General features: G+C 40.1%; 19 protein-coding genes. All 19 read left to right on the forward strand.

The genetic code is table 11. The annotated features are described in order from the left end of the window. Window positions 1–17 precede the first annotated feature (17 nt). Entirely contained in the window at window positions 18–2486 is a 2469-nt protein-coding gene (gene gyrA / locus MK395_RS02800) for a DNA gyrase subunit A (protein WP_268711232.1), read from the forward strand. Further along, the gene (locus tag MK395_RS02805) at window positions 2486–3241 is read left to right on the forward strand and encodes a class A sortase (RefSeq protein ID WP_268711233.1); all 756 of its coding nucleotides are present in this window, start codon (window positions 2486–2488) and stop codon (window positions 3239–3241) included. Before gyrA ends, MK395_RS02805 begins: the two co-directional genes overlap by 1 nt. Before the next feature lie 198 nt (window positions 3242–3439). Further along, a complete protein-coding gene (locus MK395_RS02810) occupies window positions 3440–4237 on the forward strand; it encodes a formate/nitrite transporter family protein (protein ID WP_000254787.1) in 798 nt (265 codons plus the stop codon). 149 nt (window positions 4238–4386) lie between these two features. Continuing rightward, window positions 4387–5667, forward strand: a complete 1281-nt coding sequence (locus MK395_RS02815) for an O-acetylhomoserine aminocarboxypropyltransferase/cysteine synthase family protein (RefSeq protein ID WP_268711667.1) — start codon at window positions 4387–4389, stop codon at window positions 5665–5667. 94 nt (window positions 5668–5761) lie between these two features. Next, window positions 5762–7036, forward strand: a complete 1275-nt coding sequence (locus MK395_RS02820; protein ID WP_268711234.1) for a DUF2130 domain-containing protein — start codon at window positions 5762–5764, stop codon at window positions 7034–7036. A gap of 7 nt (window positions 7037–7043) precedes the next feature. Continuing rightward, entirely contained in the window at window positions 7044–8714 is a 1671-nt protein-coding gene (locus MK395_RS02825) for a hypothetical protein (protein WP_044020625.1), read from the forward strand. A gap of 9 nt (window positions 8715–8723) precedes the next feature. Continuing rightward, a complete protein-coding gene (locus tag MK395_RS02830) occupies window positions 8724–9524 on the forward strand; it encodes a hypothetical protein (RefSeq protein ID WP_001288177.1) in 801 nt (266 codons plus the stop codon). Then, a complete protein-coding gene (locus tag MK395_RS02835) occupies window positions 9525–10610 on the forward strand; it encodes an AAA family ATPase (RefSeq protein ID WP_000622662.1) in 1086 nt (361 codons plus the stop codon). Window positions 10611–10630: 20 nt separating this feature from the next. Next, on the forward strand, window positions 10631–11509 hold the full coding sequence (truB, locus tag MK395_RS02840; RefSeq protein WP_268711668.1) for a tRNA pseudouridine(55) synthase TruB: 879 nt from the start codon (window positions 10631–10633) through the stop codon (window positions 11507–11509). 112 nt (window positions 11510–11621) lie between these two features. Next, window positions 11622–12260 carry a uridine kinase gene (udk, locus tag MK395_RS02845; protein WP_001181370.1) on the forward strand — a complete coding sequence of 213 codons (639 nt, stop codon included), beginning with the start codon at window positions 11622–11624 and terminating at the stop codon, window positions 12258–12260. Window positions 12261–12388: 128 nt separating this feature from the next. Next, complete coding sequence (gene xseA, locus MK395_RS02850; protein WP_268711235.1) at window positions 12389–13729, forward strand: exodeoxyribonuclease VII large subunit; 1341 nt, start codon at window positions 12389–12391, stop codon at window positions 13727–13729. Then, a complete protein-coding gene (locus tag MK395_RS02855; protein ID WP_000043222.1) occupies window positions 13707–13919 on the forward strand; it encodes an exodeoxyribonuclease VII small subunit in 213 nt (70 codons plus the stop codon). Before xseA ends, MK395_RS02855 begins: the two co-directional genes overlap by 23 nt. Further along, entirely contained in the window at window positions 13916–14791 is an 876-nt protein-coding gene (locus tag MK395_RS02860; protein WP_129313065.1) for a polyprenyl synthetase family protein, read from the forward strand. Before MK395_RS02855 ends, MK395_RS02860 begins: the two co-directional genes overlap by 4 nt. Further along, window positions 14784–15599: a TlyA family RNA methyltransferase gene (locus MK395_RS02865; protein WP_049478160.1), complete on the forward strand. Its 816-nt coding sequence runs from the start codon at window positions 14784–14786 to the stop codon at window positions 15597–15599. Before MK395_RS02860 ends, MK395_RS02865 begins: the two co-directional genes overlap by 8 nt. Beyond that, window positions 15592–16023 (forward strand): arginine repressor, encoded by a 432-nt coding sequence (locus tag MK395_RS02870; protein ID WP_001034390.1) that lies wholly within the window; start codon window positions 15592–15594, stop codon window positions 16021–16023. The genes MK395_RS02865 and MK395_RS02870 overlap by 8 nt, the downstream gene beginning before the upstream one ends. A gap of 6 nt (window positions 16024–16029) precedes the next feature. After that, complete coding sequence (gene recN, locus MK395_RS02875) at window positions 16030–17697, forward strand: DNA repair protein RecN (protein ID WP_268711236.1); 1668 nt, start codon at window positions 16030–16032, stop codon at window positions 17695–17697. Further along, a complete protein-coding gene (locus tag MK395_RS02880) occupies window positions 17698–18426 on the forward strand; it encodes a metallophosphoesterase family protein (RefSeq protein ID WP_000133347.1) in 729 nt (242 codons plus the stop codon). It abuts the gene before it with no gap. A gap of 78 nt (window positions 18427–18504) precedes the next feature. Next, window positions 18505–20328 (forward strand): translation elongation factor 4, encoded by a 1824-nt coding sequence (gene lepA, locus MK395_RS02885; RefSeq protein ID WP_001047193.1) that lies wholly within the window; start codon window positions 18505–18507, stop codon window positions 20326–20328. A 144-nt stretch (window positions 20329–20472) separates the two neighbouring features. Further along, window positions 20473–21102 carry a hypothetical protein gene (locus MK395_RS02890; RefSeq protein ID WP_000734760.1) on the forward strand — a complete coding sequence of 210 codons (630 nt, stop codon included), beginning with the start codon at window positions 20473–20475 and terminating at the stop codon, window positions 21100–21102. The last annotated feature ends 31 nt before the right edge of the window (window positions 21103–21133 follow it).

The following is a 21133-nucleotide window of genomic DNA, read 5'->3' on the forward strand; positions in this document are numbered from 1 at the left end:
AAATGAGGCATTTATGAATGCAGGATAAAAACTTAGTGAATGTTAATCTGACAAAGGAGATGAAGACCAGCTTTATCGACTACGCCATGAGTGTTATCGTAGCGCGTGCTCTTCCTGATGTTCGAGATGGCTTAAAACCTGTTCACCGTCGTATTCTTTATGGAATGAATGAACTAGGTGTTACACCAGACAAACCTCATAAAAAATCAGCCCGTATTACAGGGGATGTTATGGGTAAATACCACCCACACGGAGATTCCTCTATTTACGAAGCCATGGTTCGTATGGCTCAGTGGTGGAGCTACCGTTACATGCTTGTTGATGGGCATGGAAACTTTGGTTCTATGGACGGGGACGGTGCTGCCGCGCAGCGGTACACTGAGGCACGTATGAGCAAGATTGCTCTTGAAATGCTTCGTGATATCAATAAAAGCACCGTTGATTTCGTAGACAACTACGATGCTAACGAACGTGAACCCTTGGTTTTGCCAGCTCGTTTTCCAAACCTTTTGGTCAATGGAGCAACGGGTATCGCTGTTGGGATGGCAACCAATATTCCACCTCACAACTTGGGTGAAACCATTGATGCAGTGAAGTTGGTTATGGACAATCCTGAAGTGACGACTAAGGACTTGATGGAAGTCTTGCCTGGTCCAGATTTTCCGACTGGCGCTCTTGTCATGGGGAAATCAGGTATTCATAAGGCTTATGAGACTGGTAAAGGTTCCATTGTCCTTCGTTCTCGTACAGAGATTGAAACCACTAAGACGGGTCGGGAGCGCATCGTTGTAACGGAATTCCCTTATATGGTTAATAAAACCAAGGTGCATGAGCATATTGTTCGCTTGGTTCAGGAAAAACGAATTGAGGGCATTACAGCCGTACGTGATGAGTCCAACCGTGAAGGCGTTCGCTTTGTAATCGAGGTTAAACGCGACGCGTCTGCCAACGTTATCCTTAACAACCTCTTCAAGATGACCCAGATGCAAACCAATTTTGGTTTCAACATGTTGGCGATTCAAAATGGCGTGCCAAAAATCTTGTCCCTTCGTCAAATTTTGGATGCTTATATCGAGCACCAAAAAGAAGTGGTTGTTCGCCGTACTCGTTTTGACAAGGAAAAAGCAGAAGCGCGTGCGCACATCTTAGAAGGTCTTTTAATTGCACTTGACCATATCGACGAAGTGATTCGTATCATTCGTGCCAGTGAAACAGATGCGGAAGCGCAAGCTGAGTTGATGAGCAAGTTCAAGCTTTCTGAACGTCAAAGTCAAGCTATCCTTGATATGCGTCTTCGTCGTTTGACAGGATTGGAACGTGATAAGATTCAGTCTGAATATGATGAATTAATTGCCTTGATTGCAGATTTGGCTGATATTCTTGCCAAACCTGAGCGCGTGGCGCAAATCATCAAAGAGGAATTGGACGAAGTCAAACGCAAGTTTGGTGACAAGCGTCGTACGGAGTTGATGATCGGAGAAGTCTTAACTCTTGAAGATGAAGATTTGATTGAAGAAACGGATGTCTTGATTACCCTATCTAACAAGGGCTATATCAAACGTTTGGACCAAGGTGAGTTTACTGCTCAAAAACGTGGTGGCCGTGGAGTTCAAGGTACGGGGGTTAAGGATGATGACTTTGTGCGTGAGTTGGTTTCAACCAGTACCCATGATCATTTGCTCTTCTTTACCAATAAAGGACGCGTATATCGACTGAAAGGTTATGAAATTCCTGAATACGGTCGTACCGCTAAGGGCTTGCCAGTTGTCAATCTTTTGAAGTTGGACGAAGGTGAGAGTATTCAGACCATCATCAACGTTGAGTCTGAACGTAGTGATGACGCCTATCTCTTCTTTACAACTCGTCACGGTATTGTGAAGAGAACCAGTGTTAAAGAGTTCGCTAATATTCGTCAAAATGGACTTAAAGCCTTGAATCTCAAGGATGAAGACGAATTGATTAATGTCTTGCTGACAGAAGAAGATACGGATATTATCATTGGTACCAAGTTTGGTTATGCTGTTCGCTTTAATCAATCAGCTGTTCGTGGCATGAGCCGTATCGCTACAGGTGTCCGAGGAGTCAATCTTCGTGATGGAGACACAGTAGTTGGTGCTAGCGTGATTACAAACCAAGATGAGGTTCTTATCATCACTGAAAAAGGATATGGTAAACGTACACTGGCTACTGAATATCCTACTAAGGGCCGTGGTGGTAAAGGGATGAAGACTGCCAATGTTGCTGAGAAGAATGGTCCTCTGGCAGGTCTCCTCACTGTTAAGGGGGATGAAGACCTGATGATTATCACAGATACAGGTGTCATGATTCGTACAAACGTTGCCAATATTTCACAAACGGGACGCTCAACTATGGGAGTTAAGGTGATGCGTCTAGATCAGGATGCTAAGATTGTAACCTTTACAACGGTTGCTGCGGCAGAAAAAGAAGAAGTTGGGACTGAAATTGAAACAGAAGGTGAAGCATAATGTCTCATAAAAAAACGAAAAATAAAAAGAGTAAGAAAAACAAGCGCAGAAATCTATTTATCAATATTTTAGCGGGTTTCTTAATTCTTTTATCGCTAGCTTTAATTTTTAATTCAAAGATTCGCGATATCTTTTTGGTCTGGAATACCAATAAATACCAAGTCAATCAAGTCACTAAGGAAAATATAGATGAAAATCTAAAAACCGAAGGAAATTTTGATTTTGACTCTGTTAAGTCTATTTCATCTGAAGCTGTATTGGCTTCACAATGGGATGCTCAGAAACTTCCCGTTATTGGAGGTATTGCTATTCCCGAAGTGGAGATTAACCTCCCTATTTTCAAAGGGTTGGATAATGTAAACTTGTTCTACGGAGCAGGGACCATGAAACCCGATCAAAAAATGGGAGAAGGGAACTATTCTCTAGCCAGTCACCATATCTTTACTGCTGAAAATGCTAGCCAGATGCTCTTCTCACCTTTGGTCAATGCCAAAGCAGGTATGAAAATTTACCTGACGGATAAGGATAAAGTTTATACTTATGAGATTACAGAAGTTAAACGTGTTACACCAGACCGCGTAGATGAAATCGAAGATCGTGATGGCGTAAAGGAGATTACTTTGGTTACCTGTGTTGATTATAATGCGACCGAGCGTATAATCGTCAAAGGTATCTTTAAAGAATCAAAAGCTTATTCTGAGACTTCTGAGGATATTTTGAAAGCCTTTAATAAACCATATAAACAACGTTATTAAGAATGAATGAACCAGTGAAGTGCTATTTCACTGGTTTTTTATATGAACAAATAGAATCAAAATAGTTCTTATGAAAAAGGATAAGAAGGCTTAGGATAAAGATTTTTAAGATAAATATTTTAGAATTTTACAGAAAACGCTTTCTAGAAAACAAGAATTATGTTATAATTATCACAAATAAAAGTTTAGGAGTTTTTTATGGTCTCTTCAGAATTTATCTCAAAGATTGAATTTGCTTGCAAGAAGAAAGAAAGTCTTTATAGCCAAAGTAAGTTTAAGTATGCGATTCGTTCCATGTTTGCAGGTGCTTTTCTGACATTTAGTACGGCTGCAGGCGCAGTTGGGGCTGACTTGATTAATAAGATCGCTCCAGGTAGTGGACGTTTTCTCTTCCCATTTGTTTTTGCTTGGGGATTGGCCTACATTGTTTTCTTGAATGCTGAACTGGTAACTTCAAATATGATGTTTTTGACAGCTGGTAGTTTCTTGAAAAAAATTTCATGGAGAAAAACAGCTGAGATTTTACTTTACTGTACCTTGTTCAACCTTATCGGAGCTTTGATAGCAGGTTGGGGCTTTGCCCACTCAGCAGCCTATGCAAATCTAACACATGATAGCTTCATTTCAGGGGTTGTAGAGATGAAGTTAGGCCGTTCCAATGAGCTAGTCTTGCTTGAAGGTATTTTAGCCAATATCTTTGTAAACATTGCTATTCTTTCATTTGTTTTGGTGAAAGACGGTGGGGCTAAACTTTGGCTTGTTTTGTCAGCAATTTACATGTTTGTATTCTTAACAAACGAACATATTGCTGCGAACTTTGCTTCTTTTGCGATTGTTAAGTTCAGTGTTGCTGCTGATTCAATTGCTAACTTTGACATCCCTAATATTCTTCGTCACTGGGGTGTAACCTTTGTCGGAAACTTTATCGGAGGAGGTCTCTTGATGGGCTTGCCATACGCTTTCCTCAACAAAAACGAAGATACTTATGTAGATTAAAAAACGGGCACGAGTTAATCGTGCTTTTTTGTTTGATGTGTAAGACTAGTCATAGTTGTTCCTTATATCAAAATATAGAAAAACGGTATTGGAAAAGACTAGCACAAGATGATACAATATCCCTAATGAAGCTATTTGGAGGTCGTCATATGACTCGTGATTTTAAATTTGAAACCCTACAATTACATGCTGGGCAAGTAGTTGATCCAGCAACTAAGTCTCGTGCAGTACCGATTTATCAAACAACATCCTTCGTTTTTGATGACACGCAAGAAGGTGCCGATTTGTTTGCCTTAAGAAAACCAGGGAACATTTATACTCGTATCACAAACCCTACAACAGCGGCATTTGAAGAAAGAATTGCTGCTCTTGAAGGTGGTGTTGGAGCGCTAGCGACAGCATCAGGTATGGCTGCTGTAACCTACACTATTTTGGCGCTTGCTCACGCAGGTGACCATGTGGTGGCTGCGTCAACTATTTACGGTGGGACCTTCAATCTCTTGAAGGAAACCCTTCCTCGTTATGGAATCACAACTACCTTTGTCGATGTGGATAATTTGGAAGAAGTGGAAGCAGCTATCAATGACAATACAAAGCTTGTCTTGATTGAAACCTTGGGGAATCCCTTGATTAACATTCCTGACTTGGAAAAATTGGCTGAGATTGCGCATAAACACCAGATTCCTCTCGTTTCGGACAATACTTTTGTCACACCATATTTGATTAACGTCTTCTCTCACGGTGTAGATATTGCCATTCACTCAGCAACTAAGTTTATTGGTGGACATGGTACGACTATTGGAGGAGTGATTGTCGACAGCGGTCGTTTTGACTGGGAAGCTTCAGGAAAATTCCCTCAATTTGTTGAGGAAGACCCAAGTTACCATAACTTGAGCTATACTCGTGATGTGGGTGCAGCAGCCTTTATTATCGCTGTTCGTGTTCAATTGCTCCGTGATACAGGTGCTGCCTTGTCGCCATTTAATGCCTTTCTCTTGCTCCAAGGGCTTGAAACTCTCTCTCTTCGTGTTGAACGTCATGTGCAAAATGCAGAGAAAATTGTTGATTTCCTTGTTAACCATCCTAAGGTAGAGAAGGTAAATTATCCAAAACTAGCTGACAGTCCTTATCATGCCTTGGCTGAGAAATATTTGCCAAAAGGTGTTGGTTCAATCTTTACCTTCCATGTTAAAGGCGGAGAGGCAGAAGCTCGCAAGGTAATTGATAATTTGGAAATCTTCTCTGACCTTGCAAACGTGGCAGATGCCAAATCTCTTGTTGTCCATCCTGCGACAACCACTCACGGTCAGTTGTCAGAAGAAGATCTAGAAGCAGCAGGTGTAACACCAAACCAAATCCGCTTGTCTATCGGTCTTGAAAATGTAGAGGATTTGATTGAAGATTTGCGCTTGGCCTTGGAAAAAATTTAAAGTAACAGATATAAACAGTGGGTTTCGACTCGCTGTTTTTGATTTTCCCTCAGGCATGATATAATGGTTACAGAAGTCTAGAAAGAGGAAAGTTATGAACGAAATCAAATGTCCCAACTGTGGGGAAGTCTTTACAGTAAATGAGAGCCAGTATGCCGAACTTTTATCCCAAGTGAGAACAGCTGAGTTTGACAAGGAATTACACGATCGGATGAAGCAGGAGCTGGCCTTGGTTGAGCAAAAAGCCATGAATGAGCAACAGTCTAAACTGGCTCAGAAGGATCAAGAAATTGCGCAATTGCAGAGTCAAATCCAAAACTTTGATACGGAAAAAGAACTTGCCAAGAAAGAGGTTGAACAGACAAGTCATGAGGCTTTATTGGCTAAAGACAAGGAAGTACAGGTCTTGGAAAACCAACTGGCTACCTTGCGTTTGGAGCATGAAAATCAACTGCAAAAGACCCTTTCTGACTTAGAAAAAGAGCGCGATCAGGTCAAAAATCAGCTTCTTTTGCAAGAAAAGGAAAATGAGTTATCTCTAGCTTCCCTCAAGCAAAATTACGAAGCCCAGCTCAAGGCGGCCAGTGAGCAGGTCGAGTTTTACAAGAATTTTAAAGCTCAACAATCCACAAAAGCTATCGGTGAAAGCCTGGAACAGTATGCAGAGAGTGAGTTTAACAAGGTTCGTAGTTTTGCCTTTCCAAATGCCTACTTTGAGAAGGATAACCAGCTCTCTGCGCGTGGATCTAAGGGGGACTTTATCTTCCGTGATTTTGATGAAAATGGTCTAGAATTCATTTCCATCATGTTTGAAATGAAAAATGAAGCGGATGGAACAGAGAAGAAGCATAAGAACTCGGATTTTTACAAAGAATTAGACAAGGACCGTCGGGAAAAGAACTGTGAGTATGCTGTTTTGGTGACTATGTTAGAAGCAGATAACGACTACTTTAACACAGGGATTGTTGATGTCAGCCACGAGTATGAAAAGATGTATGTGGTCCGTCCTCAATTCTTTATTCAGTTGATTGGGCTCTTGCGTAATGCAGCGCTTAATTCACTTAAATACAAGCAAGAGTTGGCCTTGGTTCGAGAGCAAAATATCGATATTACACATTTTGAAGAAGACTTGGATGCCTTCAAAGTAGCTTTTGCCAAAAACTACAACTCTGCTTCGACCAACTTTGGTAAAGCCATCGATGAAATCGATAAGGCCATCAAACGCATGGAAGAGGTCAAAAAGTTCCTAACCACATCCGAAAACCAACTCCGCCTTGCCAATAACAAATTGGAAGATGTTTCAGTAAAAAAATTGACCCGAAAAAATCCAACCATGAAAGCGAAGTTTGAAGCATTGAAGGGGGAGTGAGAAAGCAGTGGAAAATGAATTATTAGTATTGAATACTGAAGAAGTAAATGAGTCCGAAAATTTAAACTATGATGAGTTAGAAGAACTATTGGAACAGCAATTTACAATGGAGTTTTCTAATCTTGAGAAATTAGAAGTAGATTGTAAAGAAATTAGTTCACCGGATAAATTAGGAGATGTTATTTTGGATGAAATTTGGAATCAATTCGGGAATCAAATTGGTTTAGATATGACAAGTGATACATTACTAAAGCAATATAACGAAAAGAACCCAAATGGCTATACAAAAGAAATTGCTGATCAGATTGTTAAAGACAAAAGATATACTGATGCAAATAAGGCAATGAAACATAAGCAAAAATTAGGAAACTTGAAGGATGAATACACCGGAAAAAAATTAAAAATAAACGAAAAAGCTAATCTGGATCACATCGTACCGCGAAAACAGATTTTTGAAAATCCATGGAGAAAAATAGCAGATATTGATCCTTCTGATTTAGCTAACAAATCTGAAAATTTATCTGCGACTAATGAATCTCTTAATAAAAGTAAAGGCGCAAAATCTAATAGCGATTACATAAAAAATAAGGAACTAAGAGAAAGAAATCTTAGAGAACAAGTTAAAAAAGCAAATGAAAAAATAGATAAGATGAATATCTCAGATGCCGAAAAGCGAAATCTTAAAGCTGAAAATAATAAAAGATTAAATGATAAACTAGCAGCTGATTCAAAGAAGATGCTTAAGGCTGAGAAGACAGCAAAGAAAGCTATTAATAAGGATATTGCAAAGAAAGCTTCTGTCAGAATGGCCAATAAAGCTGGTAAAGATGCTATAAAAGCTATGTTTGTTGCAGCTCTTTTTGGAATGCTGAAGGAAATTATGAATGCTCTAGTGAGGTATTTTAAAGCAAAAAAACAATCTTTTGATACATTTATGGAGGAAATGAAAAAAGCACTTCATTCATTTTTTGGTAAAATCAAAGATTTTATTAAAGTGGGTGTAGATAGTTTTGTTGGAAGCATTGTTGGAGAAATTATTGGCGCATTTAACCAGAAATTACAAAAACTTCCAAACTTGATTAAACAATTATTTGGTTCTATCAGAGAAAGCATTTCTTATTTATCTAACCCTGAAAATCAAACACATTCTACAGCAATTAAGATAGCTCACATTTCAAAAATCATTACTTCTGGTTTAGTTGCTGTAGGAGCAATGTTTTTAGGAGAATATTTTGAGCAGTTCTTAAATAAGGTACCAGGTATGACTTTTGAAATAAAACTCCTAGGAACAATTGCTAATATTTTAGGGATGTTCTTTGCGAGTTTACTAACTGGAATCTTGGGAGCGATAATCATTAACGGACTTGATCAATTTATTTCAAAAAAATTAATTGAGGAAAATCAAAAGAAACAAGCTAATAAGAAAAACGAATTGTTAAGAATTCAGGATGTTCAAATTTTTGTTGCCGAGCAAAATGTTGCTGTTAAGCGAAATGATATATTCATTAAGATGGCTAAGAACCATCAAAAACTAAGAGAACTTCTTGGTAATGTTCAAGAGGAGTTTTCTAATTCAAAGATTGATTTCAAACAGCGATTATTAGCTAATGAAATATACTTTGATGAAAAGCAAAGTGAACTTGAAGAAATGCAAAGTGCATTAAACGATTTACTATAGGAGAATGTTATGTCAGAAGAATTAGAGATTCAGGTTTTAGCAAAGTCTGAAAGATTTAATGAAAAAAAAGAAGCGTTGAAAGCTTTTAGTGAAGAAATTCCAGAACAATCAGATTTACCGACTGTCCCACAAGACGATCCTATGCTAGGATTTATTGGTATGGAATATGATGTTAAAGGTAAGGATTTAAATGCTCTCACCGATGCTGTTCAAAATAGAATGATTGAACAAAACAAGCATATTAAAAAGATTATTCAGGAATTTAATACCATTTATGAAACTTTCCAAATATTGGATGATGAGTATATTCAAAGTATTTCAAAGTCTTTGATTGCAGCCAAAGAGGCAAATGATAAAGCTATGCAGGGATTGCACGAGATAGAAGAATATCAAACTGGTAATAAAAAACTATTAGATGACGTTTTTAACCAGAATAAAGATTTAATTGATATATTGAAGAAACATCATAAAAAGCTAGAAGAGTTAGAACAACTTGAAGAGAAGCAAAGTGAAATTCAAATTGAAATTGATACTTTAAAAGCGAATCTAAAAACATTAGTGAAAATAGAAAATAGTTTTAACGATTTGCATTTACAAGTTGAAGAAAAACAAAATAATTTTAAAAATTTCCTTGATGAAATCAATAATAAATCAATAACAGAGAGAGATAATCTAAAGTTAATTGTTGAAAGTCTTGAAACAAAACTAGAAGAGAAACAAAAAGAGATTGTTTTTCTAAGAAAAGGATTCTATACTCTTGTAGTCGCTGTTGTTTTAATAGTATTATTTCTATTGTTTAAAGGAATGTAGATGATTAGTGAAACTTATTTAAAGTTGTTAAAATCAGAAGTGAAGAAAATTGATGATTTAACAAATAGTACTTATGAATTAGAAGTAATTCTTCAAGATATTGTTGATAATGTTAAAAATGCTGACTTAGAGTTTATAAAACGATTAGGAAACTTAACTACTAAAGAGACATTCTCTACAATCAAAGATAAGCAAACTAGCATATTGGAATTATTGTATAAATATCTTGGCTCTAGAGTTATTGATACAAATTATTTGATTTTGAAAGAAACAAATAATAAATCATTTGAAGCATTAGCAAATGATTTAAAGTCATTAATAGGTTTAGAAAATGTGAAGAAAGAGATTGAAGATCTAGTCGCATTTAATAAAGTTCAGCAAAGTAGAGAAAAAATCGGTCTTAAAAAAACAAATAGAACGATGCATATGGCGTTTTTAGGTAATCCAGGTACTGGTAAAACTACTGTGGCTAGAATCGTTGGGAATATGTACCGGTCATTAGGAATATTAAGTAAAGGCCACTTTATTGAGGCAAGTAGAACAGACTTAATAGCAGAATATCAAGGACAAACGGCTTCTAAAGTTAAGAGATTGATACAAAAAGCCAAAGGTGGTGTATTGTTTATTGATGAAGCATATAGTATTACTGAAAACGATAAAAGTGATAGTTATGGTCGAGAGTGTTTAACTGAGTTAACTAAAGCATTAGAAGACTATCGAGATGATTTGGTGGTTATTGTTGCTGGATATGATGAATTGATGAAAAAATTTTTTGAATCTAATCCTGGGTTAAAATCAAGATTTAATTATTTTATTACGTTTGAAGATTATACTGTGGACCAAATGTTTGACATTTTTCTTTCACATTGTAAAAATGAAGAATACATTTTGCATGATTCTGCAAAAGAAACATTAAAAAAATATTTAGAATTACATAGTAACAATCCTGAAAATAAAAATGCAAATGGGCGATTTGTAAGAAATGTATTTGATAGGATAGTTATGAACCAAGCAAGAAGATTAGCCACATTATCTTTTGTTACAAAAGATAATTACATTACAATTCTTGAAGAAGATATTTCATGAATGAAATCAGAAAGCAACACATGAACGGTATTATCAACTTAAAAAAAGAAGCGGGGATGACCTCGCATGATGCGGTTTTTAAGCTGCGTAAGATTTTGGGAACCAAGAAAATTGGTCATGGTGGGACCTTGGATCCAGATGTGGTGGGTGTTTTGCCGATTGCGGTTGGTAAGGCGACCCGCATGGTCGAGTTTATGCAGGACGAGGGCAAGGTCTATGAGGGGGAAATCACTATTGGTTATTCAACGACGACTGAGGATGCCAGTGGAGAAGTGGTCGCAGAGACCCCTGTTTTGTCGCCCTTGGATGAAACCATTGTCGATGAAGCGATTGCGAGTCTGACTGGGCCTATTACTCAGATTCCACCTATGTACTCGGCTGTCAAGGTCAATGGTCGCAAGCTCTATGAGTATGCGCGTGCAGGTCAGGAAGTGGAGCGTCCAGAACGTCAGGTGACCATTTATCAATTTGAACGAACAAGTCCGATTTCTTATGAGGGTCATCTAGCACGATTTACTTTTCGTGTAAAATGCAGTAAAGGAACTTATATCCGTACCTTGTCAGTTGACTTGGGAGAGAAGCTTGGTTACGCGGCCCATATGTCGCATCTGACACGGACTAGTGCTGCAGGGTTACAACTGGAGGATGCTCTTACCTTGGACGAAATTGCTGCAAAAGTGGAGGCTGGTCAGCTGGACTTTCTCCATCCTCTTGAAATTGGAATAGGGAATCTTGTCAAAGTTTTCCTAAGTCCAGAAGAAGCTACAGAAGTGCGCTTTGGTCGTTTTATCGAGCTAGACCAAACGGACAAAGAATTGGCTGCCTTTGAAGGAGATACATTGCTAGCCATTCTAGAAAAAAGGGGCAATCTCTACAAGCCAAGGAAGGTTTTTAGCTAGTTTAACTAGAGTGTGGGGATGGAATCGTTTCCCCCTAGACTATCCAAATCAGACTATAAATTTTACAAAAAATGTGATAGAATAGACGACGGATAAAAAAACGGAGGATAGCATGCAAAATAGACCAATCATTATCGGAGTGACAGGTGGTTCTGGTGGTGGTAAAACCAGTGTTTCAAGAGCCATTTTATCGCATTTTCCTGATGAAAAGATTTCCATGATTGAGCATGATTCATACTACAAGGATCAGTCTCATTTGACCTTTGAAGAGCGTGTCAAAACCAACTACGACCATCCATTTGCCTTTGATACAGACTTGATGATCGAGCAGATTAAGGAATTGTTGGCAGGGCGCCCAGTGGACATTCCAACTTATGACTATACAGCGCATACACGGAGTAGCAAGACCTATCGTCAGGAGCCTCAGGATGTCTTTATCGTTGAGGGGATTCTGGTCTTGGAGGACAAGCGTCTGCGCGATTTGATGGATATCAAGATTTTTGTGGATACAGATGATGATGTGCGTATTATTCGTCGGATCAAGCGAGATATGGAGGAGCGTGGCCGTAGTCTGGATAGCGTGATTGACCAATACCTAGGTGTGGTAAAACCTATGTACCACCAGTTTATTGAGCCGACCAAACGATATGCTGATATCGTCATTCCTGAAGGAGTCAGCAATACCGTTGCTATTGACCTTTTGACCACCAAAATTTCTAAGATTTTGGAAGAAGCGCGAAACAGTAAATAATCAGATGAGGAGGCCATGCCTCCTTTTTCTATTTTTCCTTTAGTTTCAGTAGGAAAAAGGTGATTTTTAAGCATGTTTTTGGTATAATAATACCCATGGAAAAGCAAGAAAATGAATAGTAGGTGGAGATGGAAAAGTATTTATCGGTAACAACTTTGACCAAGTATCTGAAAATGAAATTCGATAAAGACCCTTACTTGGAACGGGTCTATTTAACTGGTCAAGTTTCCAACTTTCGTAAACGACCTACTCACCAATATTTCTCCCTAAAGGATGACCATGCAGTTATTCAAGCGACCATCTGGTCAGGGATCTATCAGAAATTAGGTTTCGACCTGGAAGAAGGAATGAAGATCAATGTAATTGGGCGTGTGCAGGTCTATGAACCAAGCGGTAGCTACTCTATCATCATTGAAAAAGCTGAGCCTGATGGGGTTGGGGCGCTTGCGATTCAGTTTGAACAACTCAAGAAAAAACTAACGGAAGAAGGTCTATTTCAAGAGAGATTCAAGCAACCTCTTCCCCAGTTTGCTAAGCGTATCGGTGTGGTAACCAGTCGCAGTGGAGCTGTTATTCGAGATATCATCACGACCGTCAGCAGACGTTTTCCTGGTGTTGATATCCTTCTCTATCCGACCAAGGTACAAGGTGATGGAGCAGCGGAGGAAATTGCTCGAAATATTGCGCGTGCCAATCAACGTGAGGACCTAGATGTTCTCATCATTGGTCGTGGTGGGGGTTCCATCGAGGATCTCTGGGCTTTTAACGAAGAGATCGTGGTACGGGCTATTTTCGAATCTCGTTTACCCATCATCTCTAGTGTTGGTCATGAGACGGATGTGACCTTGGTGGATTTTGTGGCAGATAGACGGGCTGCGACGCCAACAGCTGCTGCTGAACTGGCAACGCCTGTGACCAAGTTGGATGTATTAGCTCATTTGCAAAATCAAGAAAAGCGGATGGCAACAGCAGTTCAGAATGTCCTGTCAAGAAAAAAAGAAGCTCTGAAAAAATGCAGTCAGTCAGTCATCTTTAGACAGCCAGAGCGTTTGTATGATGGTTATTTACAACGGTTAGATCAACTGCAACTGCGATTAAAACAAAGTTTGCGAACACGGATTTCTGATAATAAACAGCTAGTCCAAGCAAGGACGCATCGACTAGTCCAGTTATCACCTGTTACCAAAATTCAACGCTATCAAGACCGCCTAGGTCAGTTGGACAAGCTCCTACGCAGCCAAATGGCGCTGGTTTATGATGCCAAGGTTGCTGAAGTCAAGCGACTTTCAGAAGCTTTGATGATGTTGGATACCAGTCGAATCGTGGCTCGTGGTTATGCAATTGTCAAAAAAGAAGAGTCCGTAGTCGATTCTGTTGAGATGTTGAATAAAAAAGATCAAGTGACGCTTTTGATGCGAGATGGTCAAGTAGAATTAGAGGTTAAAGATGTCAAAACAAAAGAAATTTGAGGAAAATCTAGCAGAACTGGAGATCATTGTCCAAAGTTTAGAAAATGGTGAAATTGCTTTAGAAGATGCGATTGCTGCCTTTCAAAAGGGAATGGTCTTGTCAAAAGAGCTCCAAGCGACGCTGGACAAGGCTGAAAAGACCTTGGTTAAGGTCATGCAAGAAGACGGGACAGAAAGTGATTTTGAATGAAGAAGCAAGAAAAATTAGCTCTTGTTGAATCGGCTTTGGAAGATTTTTATGGAGACCAGCAGTTTGCCTCTAGTTTGCGAGAGTCTGTTCTCTATTCCATTCATGCTGGTGGCAAGCGTATTCGCCCTTTTCTTTTGCTAGAAGTTTTGGAATCCCTGAAAGTGGTTATCCAACCAGCTCATGCGCAGGTAGCCGCGGCCTTGGAAATGATTCATACAGGGAGCTTGATTCACGATGACCTTCCTGCTATGGATGATGACGATTACCGTCGAGGGCGTTTAACCAATCATAAGAAATTTGGCGAAGCGATGGCAATATTGGCAGGAGACGCCTTGTTCCTAGATCCCTATGCCTTGATAGCGCAGGCAGATTTATCAAGTCAGATCAAGGTGGATTTGATTGCCAACTTATCCCTTGCTTCAGGGAGTCTAGGTATGGTGGCAGGGCAGGTTTTAGATATGGAAGGCGAACACCAGCATTTATCCTTGGAAGAACTTCAGACCATTCATGCCAATAAGACTGGAAAATTACTAGCTTATCCTTTCCAAGCAGCTGCTATCATTGCGGAATTGGAACCAGAAATCCAAGCAAAATTGAAAACTGTGGGTGAATTAATCGGACTTGCCTTTCAAGTTCGAGATGATGTGCTGGATGTGACAGCTAGTTTTGAGGAAATCGGCAAGACACCGCAAAAGGATTTACAGGCAGAAAAGTCGACCTATCCAGCCTTGTTGGGCTTGGAAAAGGCCATTGCCTTTTGTAACCAAACTCTGAATCAAGCCGAGGCTAAATTAGAAGAAATTGCCCAGCAGGTTCCCTTTGAAACAGCACCGATTGTGAAAATAGTAGAAAGTTTGAGAATCAATGGCTAAGGAAAGAGTGGATGTACTAGCTTATAAACAGGGCTTGTTTGAAACGCGAGAACAGGCCAAGCGCGGTGTCATGGCTGGACTAGTCGTAGCAGTCCTTAATGGAGAACGCTTTGACAAACCAGGAGAGAAAATCCCAGATGACACTGAGCTAAAACTCAAGGGTGAAAAACTCAAGTATGTCAGTCGAGGTGGTCTAAAACTAGAGAAGGCCTTGCAGGTCTTTGATTTGTCAGTGGAGGGAGCAACTACGATTGATATTGGGGCTTCCACTGGTGGATTTACTGACGTCATGTTGCAAAATGGTGCTGAGTTAGTCTTTGCAGTCGATGTTGGCACCAATCAGTTGGCTTGGAAATTACGTCAAGACCCACGGGTTGTCAGCATGGAGCAGTTTAATTTTCGTTATGCTGAAAAGACTGATTTTGAGCAGGAACCGAGCTTTGCCAGTATTGATGTGAGTTTCATTTCCCTCAGTCTGATTTTGCCTGCCTTGCACCGTGTCTTGGCAGATCAAGGGCAGGTGGTGGCTCTGGTTAAGCCCCAGTTTGAAGCAGGTCGTGAGCAGATTGGAAAGAATGGAATCATTCGCGATGCCAAGGTTCATCAAACTGTCCTTGAATCTGTCACTGCTATGGCAGTTGAGCAAGGTTTTTCAGTGCTTGGATTAGACTATTCACCAATCCAAGGTGGACATGGAAACATTGAATTTCTGGCATATTTGAAAAAGGAAGAGGGAGCAAGTAATCAAGTTGCTCCCGAAATAGAAAAAGTTGTAGAGAGAGCACATAGAGAATTTAAAGATGAATAAAAAAGAGAGACTTGAAAAAATTAGAAGATTTGTCACGGATTATCAAATCGGGACTCAGGAAGAAATCGTTGAGCATTTGAAGGAAGCAGGTATTTCTGCTACGCAAGCCACTGTCTCAAGGGACATCAAGGAGCTTGGTATTGTTAAAATTCCTTTGAAGAACAACACCTATATCTATGAGTTGCCAAAATCAATCGTCAAAAGTTTGCAGTTAGCTGAGGACAATATTGTGAGTTCTGAGTTAATGGGAAATATGATCAACCTTGCTGTCATTCCTGGAAATACTATTTTTGTGAAGAGTCAGTTGGTTGAGGCATTCTCTGAACAGATTTTTAGCTGTCTAGCTGATGATGATTCTATCTTAATTGTAGCTAGAACAGCAGAGGCAGCTGAGGAAATTGTTGAACAAGTCAAAAAATGGTAGGTCAGTATGTTACTTGAAATTTCGATAAAAAACTTTGCCATTATTGAGGCGATTTCCCTCAATTTTGAAAAGGGTATGACTGTTTTGACCGGGGAAACGGGTGCTGGAAAGTCTATCATTATCGACGCTATGAATCTCATGTTGGGGGCTCGTGCAACGACAGATGTTATTCGTCACGGTGCGCCAAAAGCAGAGATTGAGGGGCTTTTCTCAGTTGAAAATAGTCGCCTTTTACAGGAACTTTTTGATGAGCAAGGTTTGGAAATGGGTGATGAAATTATCATCCGGCGTGAAATTCTGCAAAATGGTCGTAGTGTTAGTCGCGTGAATGGTCAGATGGTCAATCTTTCTGTCTTGCGTGCCATTGGGCAACACCTTGTGGATATCCATGGTCAGCATGACCAAGAGGAGTTAATGCGTCCTCAACTGCACATCCAGATGTTGGATGAGTTTGGTGATGCTGCTTTCTTGGACTTGAAGGAGACCTATCAGACGAGCTTTGATGCCTATCGCAAAATGCGCAAGCAGGTTTTGGAAGTCAAGAAAAACCAGCAGGAACATAAGGCTCGTATTGAGATGTTGGAATTTCAAATGGCAGAGATTGAGGCAGCGAACTTACAGGCTGGTGAAGACTTAGCTCTCAACCAAGAACGAGATAAACTCCTCAATCATAAAAATATTGCGGATACGCTAACCAATGCCTACAGTATGCTGGACAATGAGGAATTCTCCAGTCTTGCTAATGTCCGTTCAGCCATGAATGACATGGAAAGTGTTGAAGAATACGACCCTGAATACCGTGAAATTTCAAGTTCTCTGTCTGAGACCTACTATGTTTTAGAAGATATTACAAAGCGTTTGGAAGATATTATTGAGGACTTGGATTTTGATGGCAATCGTCTCATGCAGGTTGAAAATCGCTTAGACCTTATAAATACTATTACACGCAAGTACGGTGGAACTGTGGACGATGTTTTGCTTTATTTTGCCAAGATTACGGAAGAGTACAATCTCTTGACTGGAAATAATCTTTCTTCCGAAGATATGGAAGCAGAACTCAAGAAATTGGAAGTTAATCTTGTTGATTTGGCAGGTCAGCTTGCATCTGCTCGCCATGATTTGGCCCAGCAGCTTGAGGCAGAGATTAAACAAGAACTGCAAGATCTCTATATGGAGAAGGCTCAATTTCAGGTTCGCTTTAGTAAGAGTAAGTTCAGCCGTGAAGGAAATGAAGCAGTCGAATTTTACATTTCCACCAACCCAGGTGAGGACTTTAAGCCTTTGGTCAAAGTTGCATCTGGTGGGGAATTATCCCGCCTCATGCTAGCTATTAAATCCGCCTTTTCTCGCAAAGAAGGTAAGACTAGTATTGTCTTTGATGAGGTGGATACGGGAGTTTCAGGTCGTGTGGCCCAAGCCATTGCTCAAAAGATTCATAAGATTGGTCAGCATGGTCAGGTTCTTGCTATTTCTCACCTTCCACAAGTGATTGCCATCGCGGATTATCAATTCTTTATTGAGAAGATTAGCGATGAGCACTCAACGGTGTCGACGGTTCGCCTTTTGACTTTAGAAGAGCGAGTAGAGGAAGTAGCTAAGATGTTGGCTGGGGAAAATGTAACCGAAGCTGCCCTTACCCAAGCCAGAGAATTATTGCAAACGAGGATGAAATAAATGACAGACTATTATGTAATTGGAGATGTTCACGGAAAGGCAGGTATGCTAGAAGATCTGCTCAAGACCTGGGATGGTCAAACTCAGTTGCTCTTTCTAGGGGATTTGATTGACCGAGGTGAAGACAGTCGCCGTGTTCTAGAGATGGTCAAAGACTTGGTCGACAATCAAGGAGCTATTTGTTTATCAGGTAACCATGAGTATATGTTTCTGACTTGGCTTGATGACCCAGAAGAAAGCTATGACCATTATCGTCGCAATGGTGGTGATACAACCATTAACTCAATTTTAGGTCGTCCCTTGGATGCACCAGTTGATGGCGTAGAAGATGCCAAGCGTGTTGCGACTGAAGCGGCAGACTTGGTCGAATTTATTCGTCAAATGCCATTTGTGGTAGAGACAGACAAATATATCTTTGTTCACGCAGGTATTGATTTGACCTTGGATGATTGGCATGAAACGACTGATTACAAGAAAGTCTGGCTCAGAAAGCCATTCCACGAAGCCGAAAATCATACTGGGAAAATCATTGTCTTTGGGCATACACCAGTTTATGGTTTGCTAAAGCAAGACCGAGGTACTGCTGAGCTTTGGATGACAGAAGATGGCAAGATTGGCATGGATGGAGGAGCTGTTTATGGTGGTGTCCTTCATGGAATCGTCTTTACAGACCAAGGAATGACCGAACACCACTTTATCGAAAATGATGGTTTTATTGCCGAAGATTAGTACTCCTAGCAGGGTATGGTCTTGTCAAAATGTTAAAAACAATTTATAATTAATAGATACCCTGAAAGGAAGAGCATCATGAACTTAGAAGAATTGAAGAAACGACAGGAGAAGATTCGGAACTTCTCTATTATCGCCCATATTGACCATGGGAAATCAACCCTAGCAGACCGCATTTTGGAAAAGACGGAGACCGTTTCTAGTCGTGAAATGCAAGCCCAACTTCTAGATAGTATGGATCTTGAGCGTGAACGTGGGATTACCATTAAACTCAATGCCATTGAGCTCAATTACACTGCAAAAGATGGCGAAACCTATATTTTCCACTTGATTGATACACCAGGACACGTGGACTTTACCTATGAAGTGTCGCGTTCGCTAGCTGCCTGTGAAGGAGCGATTTTGGTGGTTGATGCGGCTCAAGGGATTGAAGCTCAAACTCTTGCTAACGTTTATCTAGCCTTGGACAATGATTTGGAAATTCTGCCAGTCATTAACAAGATTGACCTTCCAGCAGCTGATCCAGAGCGTGTTCGTACAGAGATTGAGGATGTCATCGGACTGGATGCCAGCGAAGCAGTCTTAGCTTCAGCCAAAGCTGGTATTGGTATTGAAGAAATTCTTGAGCAGATCGTTGAAAAAGTGCCAGCACCAACGGGTGATGTTGCAGCTCCATTAAAAGCCTTGATTTTCGACTCAGTTTATGATGCCTATCGTGGGGTTATCCTCCAAGTGCGTGTTATGGACGGAGTGGTTAAACCTGGCGATAAGATTCAGCTCATGAGCAATGGCAAGACCTTTGATGTGACGGAGGTCGGTATTTTCACGCCGAAAGCAGTTGGTCGTGATTTTCTTGCGACTGGTGACGTTGGTTATATTGCGGCTTCTATCAAAACGGTTCAAGATACCCGTGTGGGTGATACAGTTACTCTAGCAAGCAATCCAGCAGCAGAACCGCTAGATGGATACAAGCAGATGAATCCTATGGTCTTTGCGGGTCTTTATCCAATCGAATCAAACAAGTACAATGACCTTCGTGAAGCCCTTGAAAAATTGCAGCTCAACGATGCCAGCCTGCAGTTTGAACCAGAAACATCTCAGGCGCTTGGATTCGGTTTCCGTTGTGGATTCCTTGGACTTCTCCATATGGATGTTATCCAAGAGCGTTTAGAACGTGAGTTCAATATTGACCTCATCATGACAGCTCCGTCTGTTATTTACAAGGTTAACCAAACTGACGGTGAATCTATGGATGTGTCTAACCCCTCTGAATTTCCAGATCCAACCAAGATTGCGACTATTGAAGAACCGTATGTCAAGGCGCAAATCATGGTACCGCAGGAGTTTGTCGGAGCAGTTATGGAACTAGCTCAGCGCAAGCGTGGGGACTTTGTAACCATGGACTATATTGATGACAATCGTGTTAATGTCATCTATCAAATTCCACTTGCTGAAATTGTCTTTGACTTCTTTGATAAGCTTAAGTCTTCGACACGTGGTTATGCAAGTTTTGACTACGAATTGTCAGAGTATCGCCCATCTAAACTGGTCAAAATGGATATCCTTCTCAATGGGGACAAGGTGGATGCCCTCAGCTTTATCGTTCACAAGGATTTTGCCTACGAACGTGGGAAACTCATCGTGGATAAGCTCAAGAAAATCATCCCTCGTCAACAATTTGAGGTGCCAATTCAAGCAGCTATTGGGCACAAAATCGTGGCTCGTACTGATATCAAGGCCCTTCGTAAGAACGTACTTGCCAAGTGTTACGGTGGTGACGTTTCTCGTAAACGCAAACTCCTTGAAAAACAAAAAGCTGGTAAGAAACGCATGAAGGCTATCGGATCAGTAGAAGTCCCACAAGAAGCCTTCCTTAGCGTCTTGAGCATGGATGAAGAATAGAAATAGAAAATAAAACTCTTGAAGATTTTTCAAGAGTTTTTGCTTTAAATGTGAGCTATAAAATCGGAAACTAACAGAATAGATTAGGTTAGAATTTGACAGAAGTCCATATTTTTCTTATAATGCAGATGGAAAGGTGGTAGGATGAAAAAATTATTAATTTTAGGTACTGTAGTTACTGCTAGTGTTTTTCTAGCTTCATGCTCCAATAAATCACAAACAGCAACCGAAGAAAGTTCGTCTGCAGTTGTTAGTTCTTCTAGCAGTCAGGAAACGAGTAGCTCTAGCTCTGACGTTTCTGAAGCGAAAAAGGAAGAGACGCAAATCATTGGTTCGAATGAATATGGTTTTGTCAAGGTACCCAAATCATGGGTTCGATTCCATGAAGTAGAAGGTGGAAATGATATACAGTATAGTGATGGAACAGATATCAACATTGTTACGCTGAATACCTTCAAGGCTGAGCAGTTTAATATCAGCGAAGAAGAATATGCTAAACTGGATGTTGTGGCTGTCTCATCTAGTATTTTAACTTCCAAAGAACAAAGCTCTGATTTCAGTAAGGTTTGGGGCTCCAAATCGACCATTGGAGGTTATGAAGCCTATGTTGTCAATGCAATTGCTAAGTCAGGGAAATACCTCGTTACTTGGGTTTTCCGATCAAATGATGGTAAAATCCGCTATGTTTCACTTGAAGGGGATGGGGAAACTTTAAAAACAATCTTACCGATGGTTGAAAGTAGCTGGTCAAATACTAAAGCTAAAGCTGAATAAATGAAAAAAAGAAGATTCTTGGTCTTCTTTT

It is taken from the genome of Streptococcus oralis, assembly GCF_026782085.1.
In the GTDB taxonomy this organism is placed as follows: Bacteria; Bacillota; Bacilli; order Lactobacillales; family Streptococcaceae; genus Streptococcus; species Streptococcus oralis_DA.

Coding starts and splice junctions, on each gene's coding strand:
- lepA (WP_001047193.1), top strand. CDS start 18,505: ATGAACTTAGAAGAATTGAAGAAACGACAGGAGAAGATTCGGAACTTC.
- MK395_RS02880 (WP_000133347.1), top strand. CDS start 17,698: ATGACAGACTATTATGTAATTGGAGATGTTCACGGAAAGGCAGGTATG.
- MK395_RS02810 (WP_000254787.1), top strand. CDS start 3,440: ATGGTCTCTTCAGAATTTATCTCAAAGATTGAATTTGCTTGCAAGAAG.
- MK395_RS02820 (WP_268711234.1), top strand. CDS start 5,762: ATGAACGAAATCAAATGTCCCAACTGTGGGGAAGTCTTTACAGTAAAT.
- MK395_RS02890 (WP_000734760.1), top strand. CDS start 20,473: ATGAAAAAATTATTAATTTTAGGTACTGTAGTTACTGCTAGTGTTTTT.
- MK395_RS02835 (WP_000622662.1), top strand. CDS start 9,525: ATGATTAGTGAAACTTATTTAAAGTTGTTAAAATCAGAAGTGAAGAAA.
- MK395_RS02855 (WP_000043222.1), top strand. CDS start 13,707: ATGTCAAAACAAAAGAAATTTGAGGAAAATCTAGCAGAACTGGAGATC.
- MK395_RS02865 (WP_049478160.1), top strand. CDS start 14,784: ATGGCTAAGGAAAGAGTGGATGTACTAGCTTATAAACAGGGCTTGTTT.
- MK395_RS02870 (WP_001034390.1), top strand. CDS start 15,592: ATGAATAAAAAAGAGAGACTTGAAAAAATTAGAAGATTTGTCACGGAT.
- xseA (WP_268711235.1), top strand. CDS start 12,389: ATGGAAAAGTATTTATCGGTAACAACTTTGACCAAGTATCTGAAAATG.
- MK395_RS02815 (WP_268711667.1), top strand. CDS start 4,387: ATGACTCGTGATTTTAAATTTGAAACCCTACAATTACATGCTGGGCAA.
- truB (WP_268711668.1), top strand. CDS start 10,631: ATGAACGGTATTATCAACTTAAAAAAAGAAGCGGGGATGACCTCGCAT.
- recN (WP_268711236.1), top strand. CDS start 16,030: ATGTTACTTGAAATTTCGATAAAAAACTTTGCCATTATTGAGGCGATT.
- gyrA (WP_268711232.1), top strand. CDS start 18: ATGCAGGATAAAAACTTAGTGAATGTTAATCTGACAAAGGAGATGAAG.
- MK395_RS02830 (WP_001288177.1), top strand. CDS start 8,724: ATGTCAGAAGAATTAGAGATTCAGGTTTTAGCAAAGTCTGAAAGATTT.
- MK395_RS02805 (WP_268711233.1), top strand. CDS start 2,486: ATGTCTCATAAAAAAACGAAAAATAAAAAGAGTAAGAAAAACAAGCGC.
- udk (WP_001181370.1), top strand. CDS start 11,622: ATGCAAAATAGACCAATCATTATCGGAGTGACAGGTGGTTCTGGTGGT.
- MK395_RS02860 (WP_129313065.1), top strand. CDS start 13,916: ATGAAGAAGCAAGAAAAATTAGCTCTTGTTGAATCGGCTTTGGAAGAT.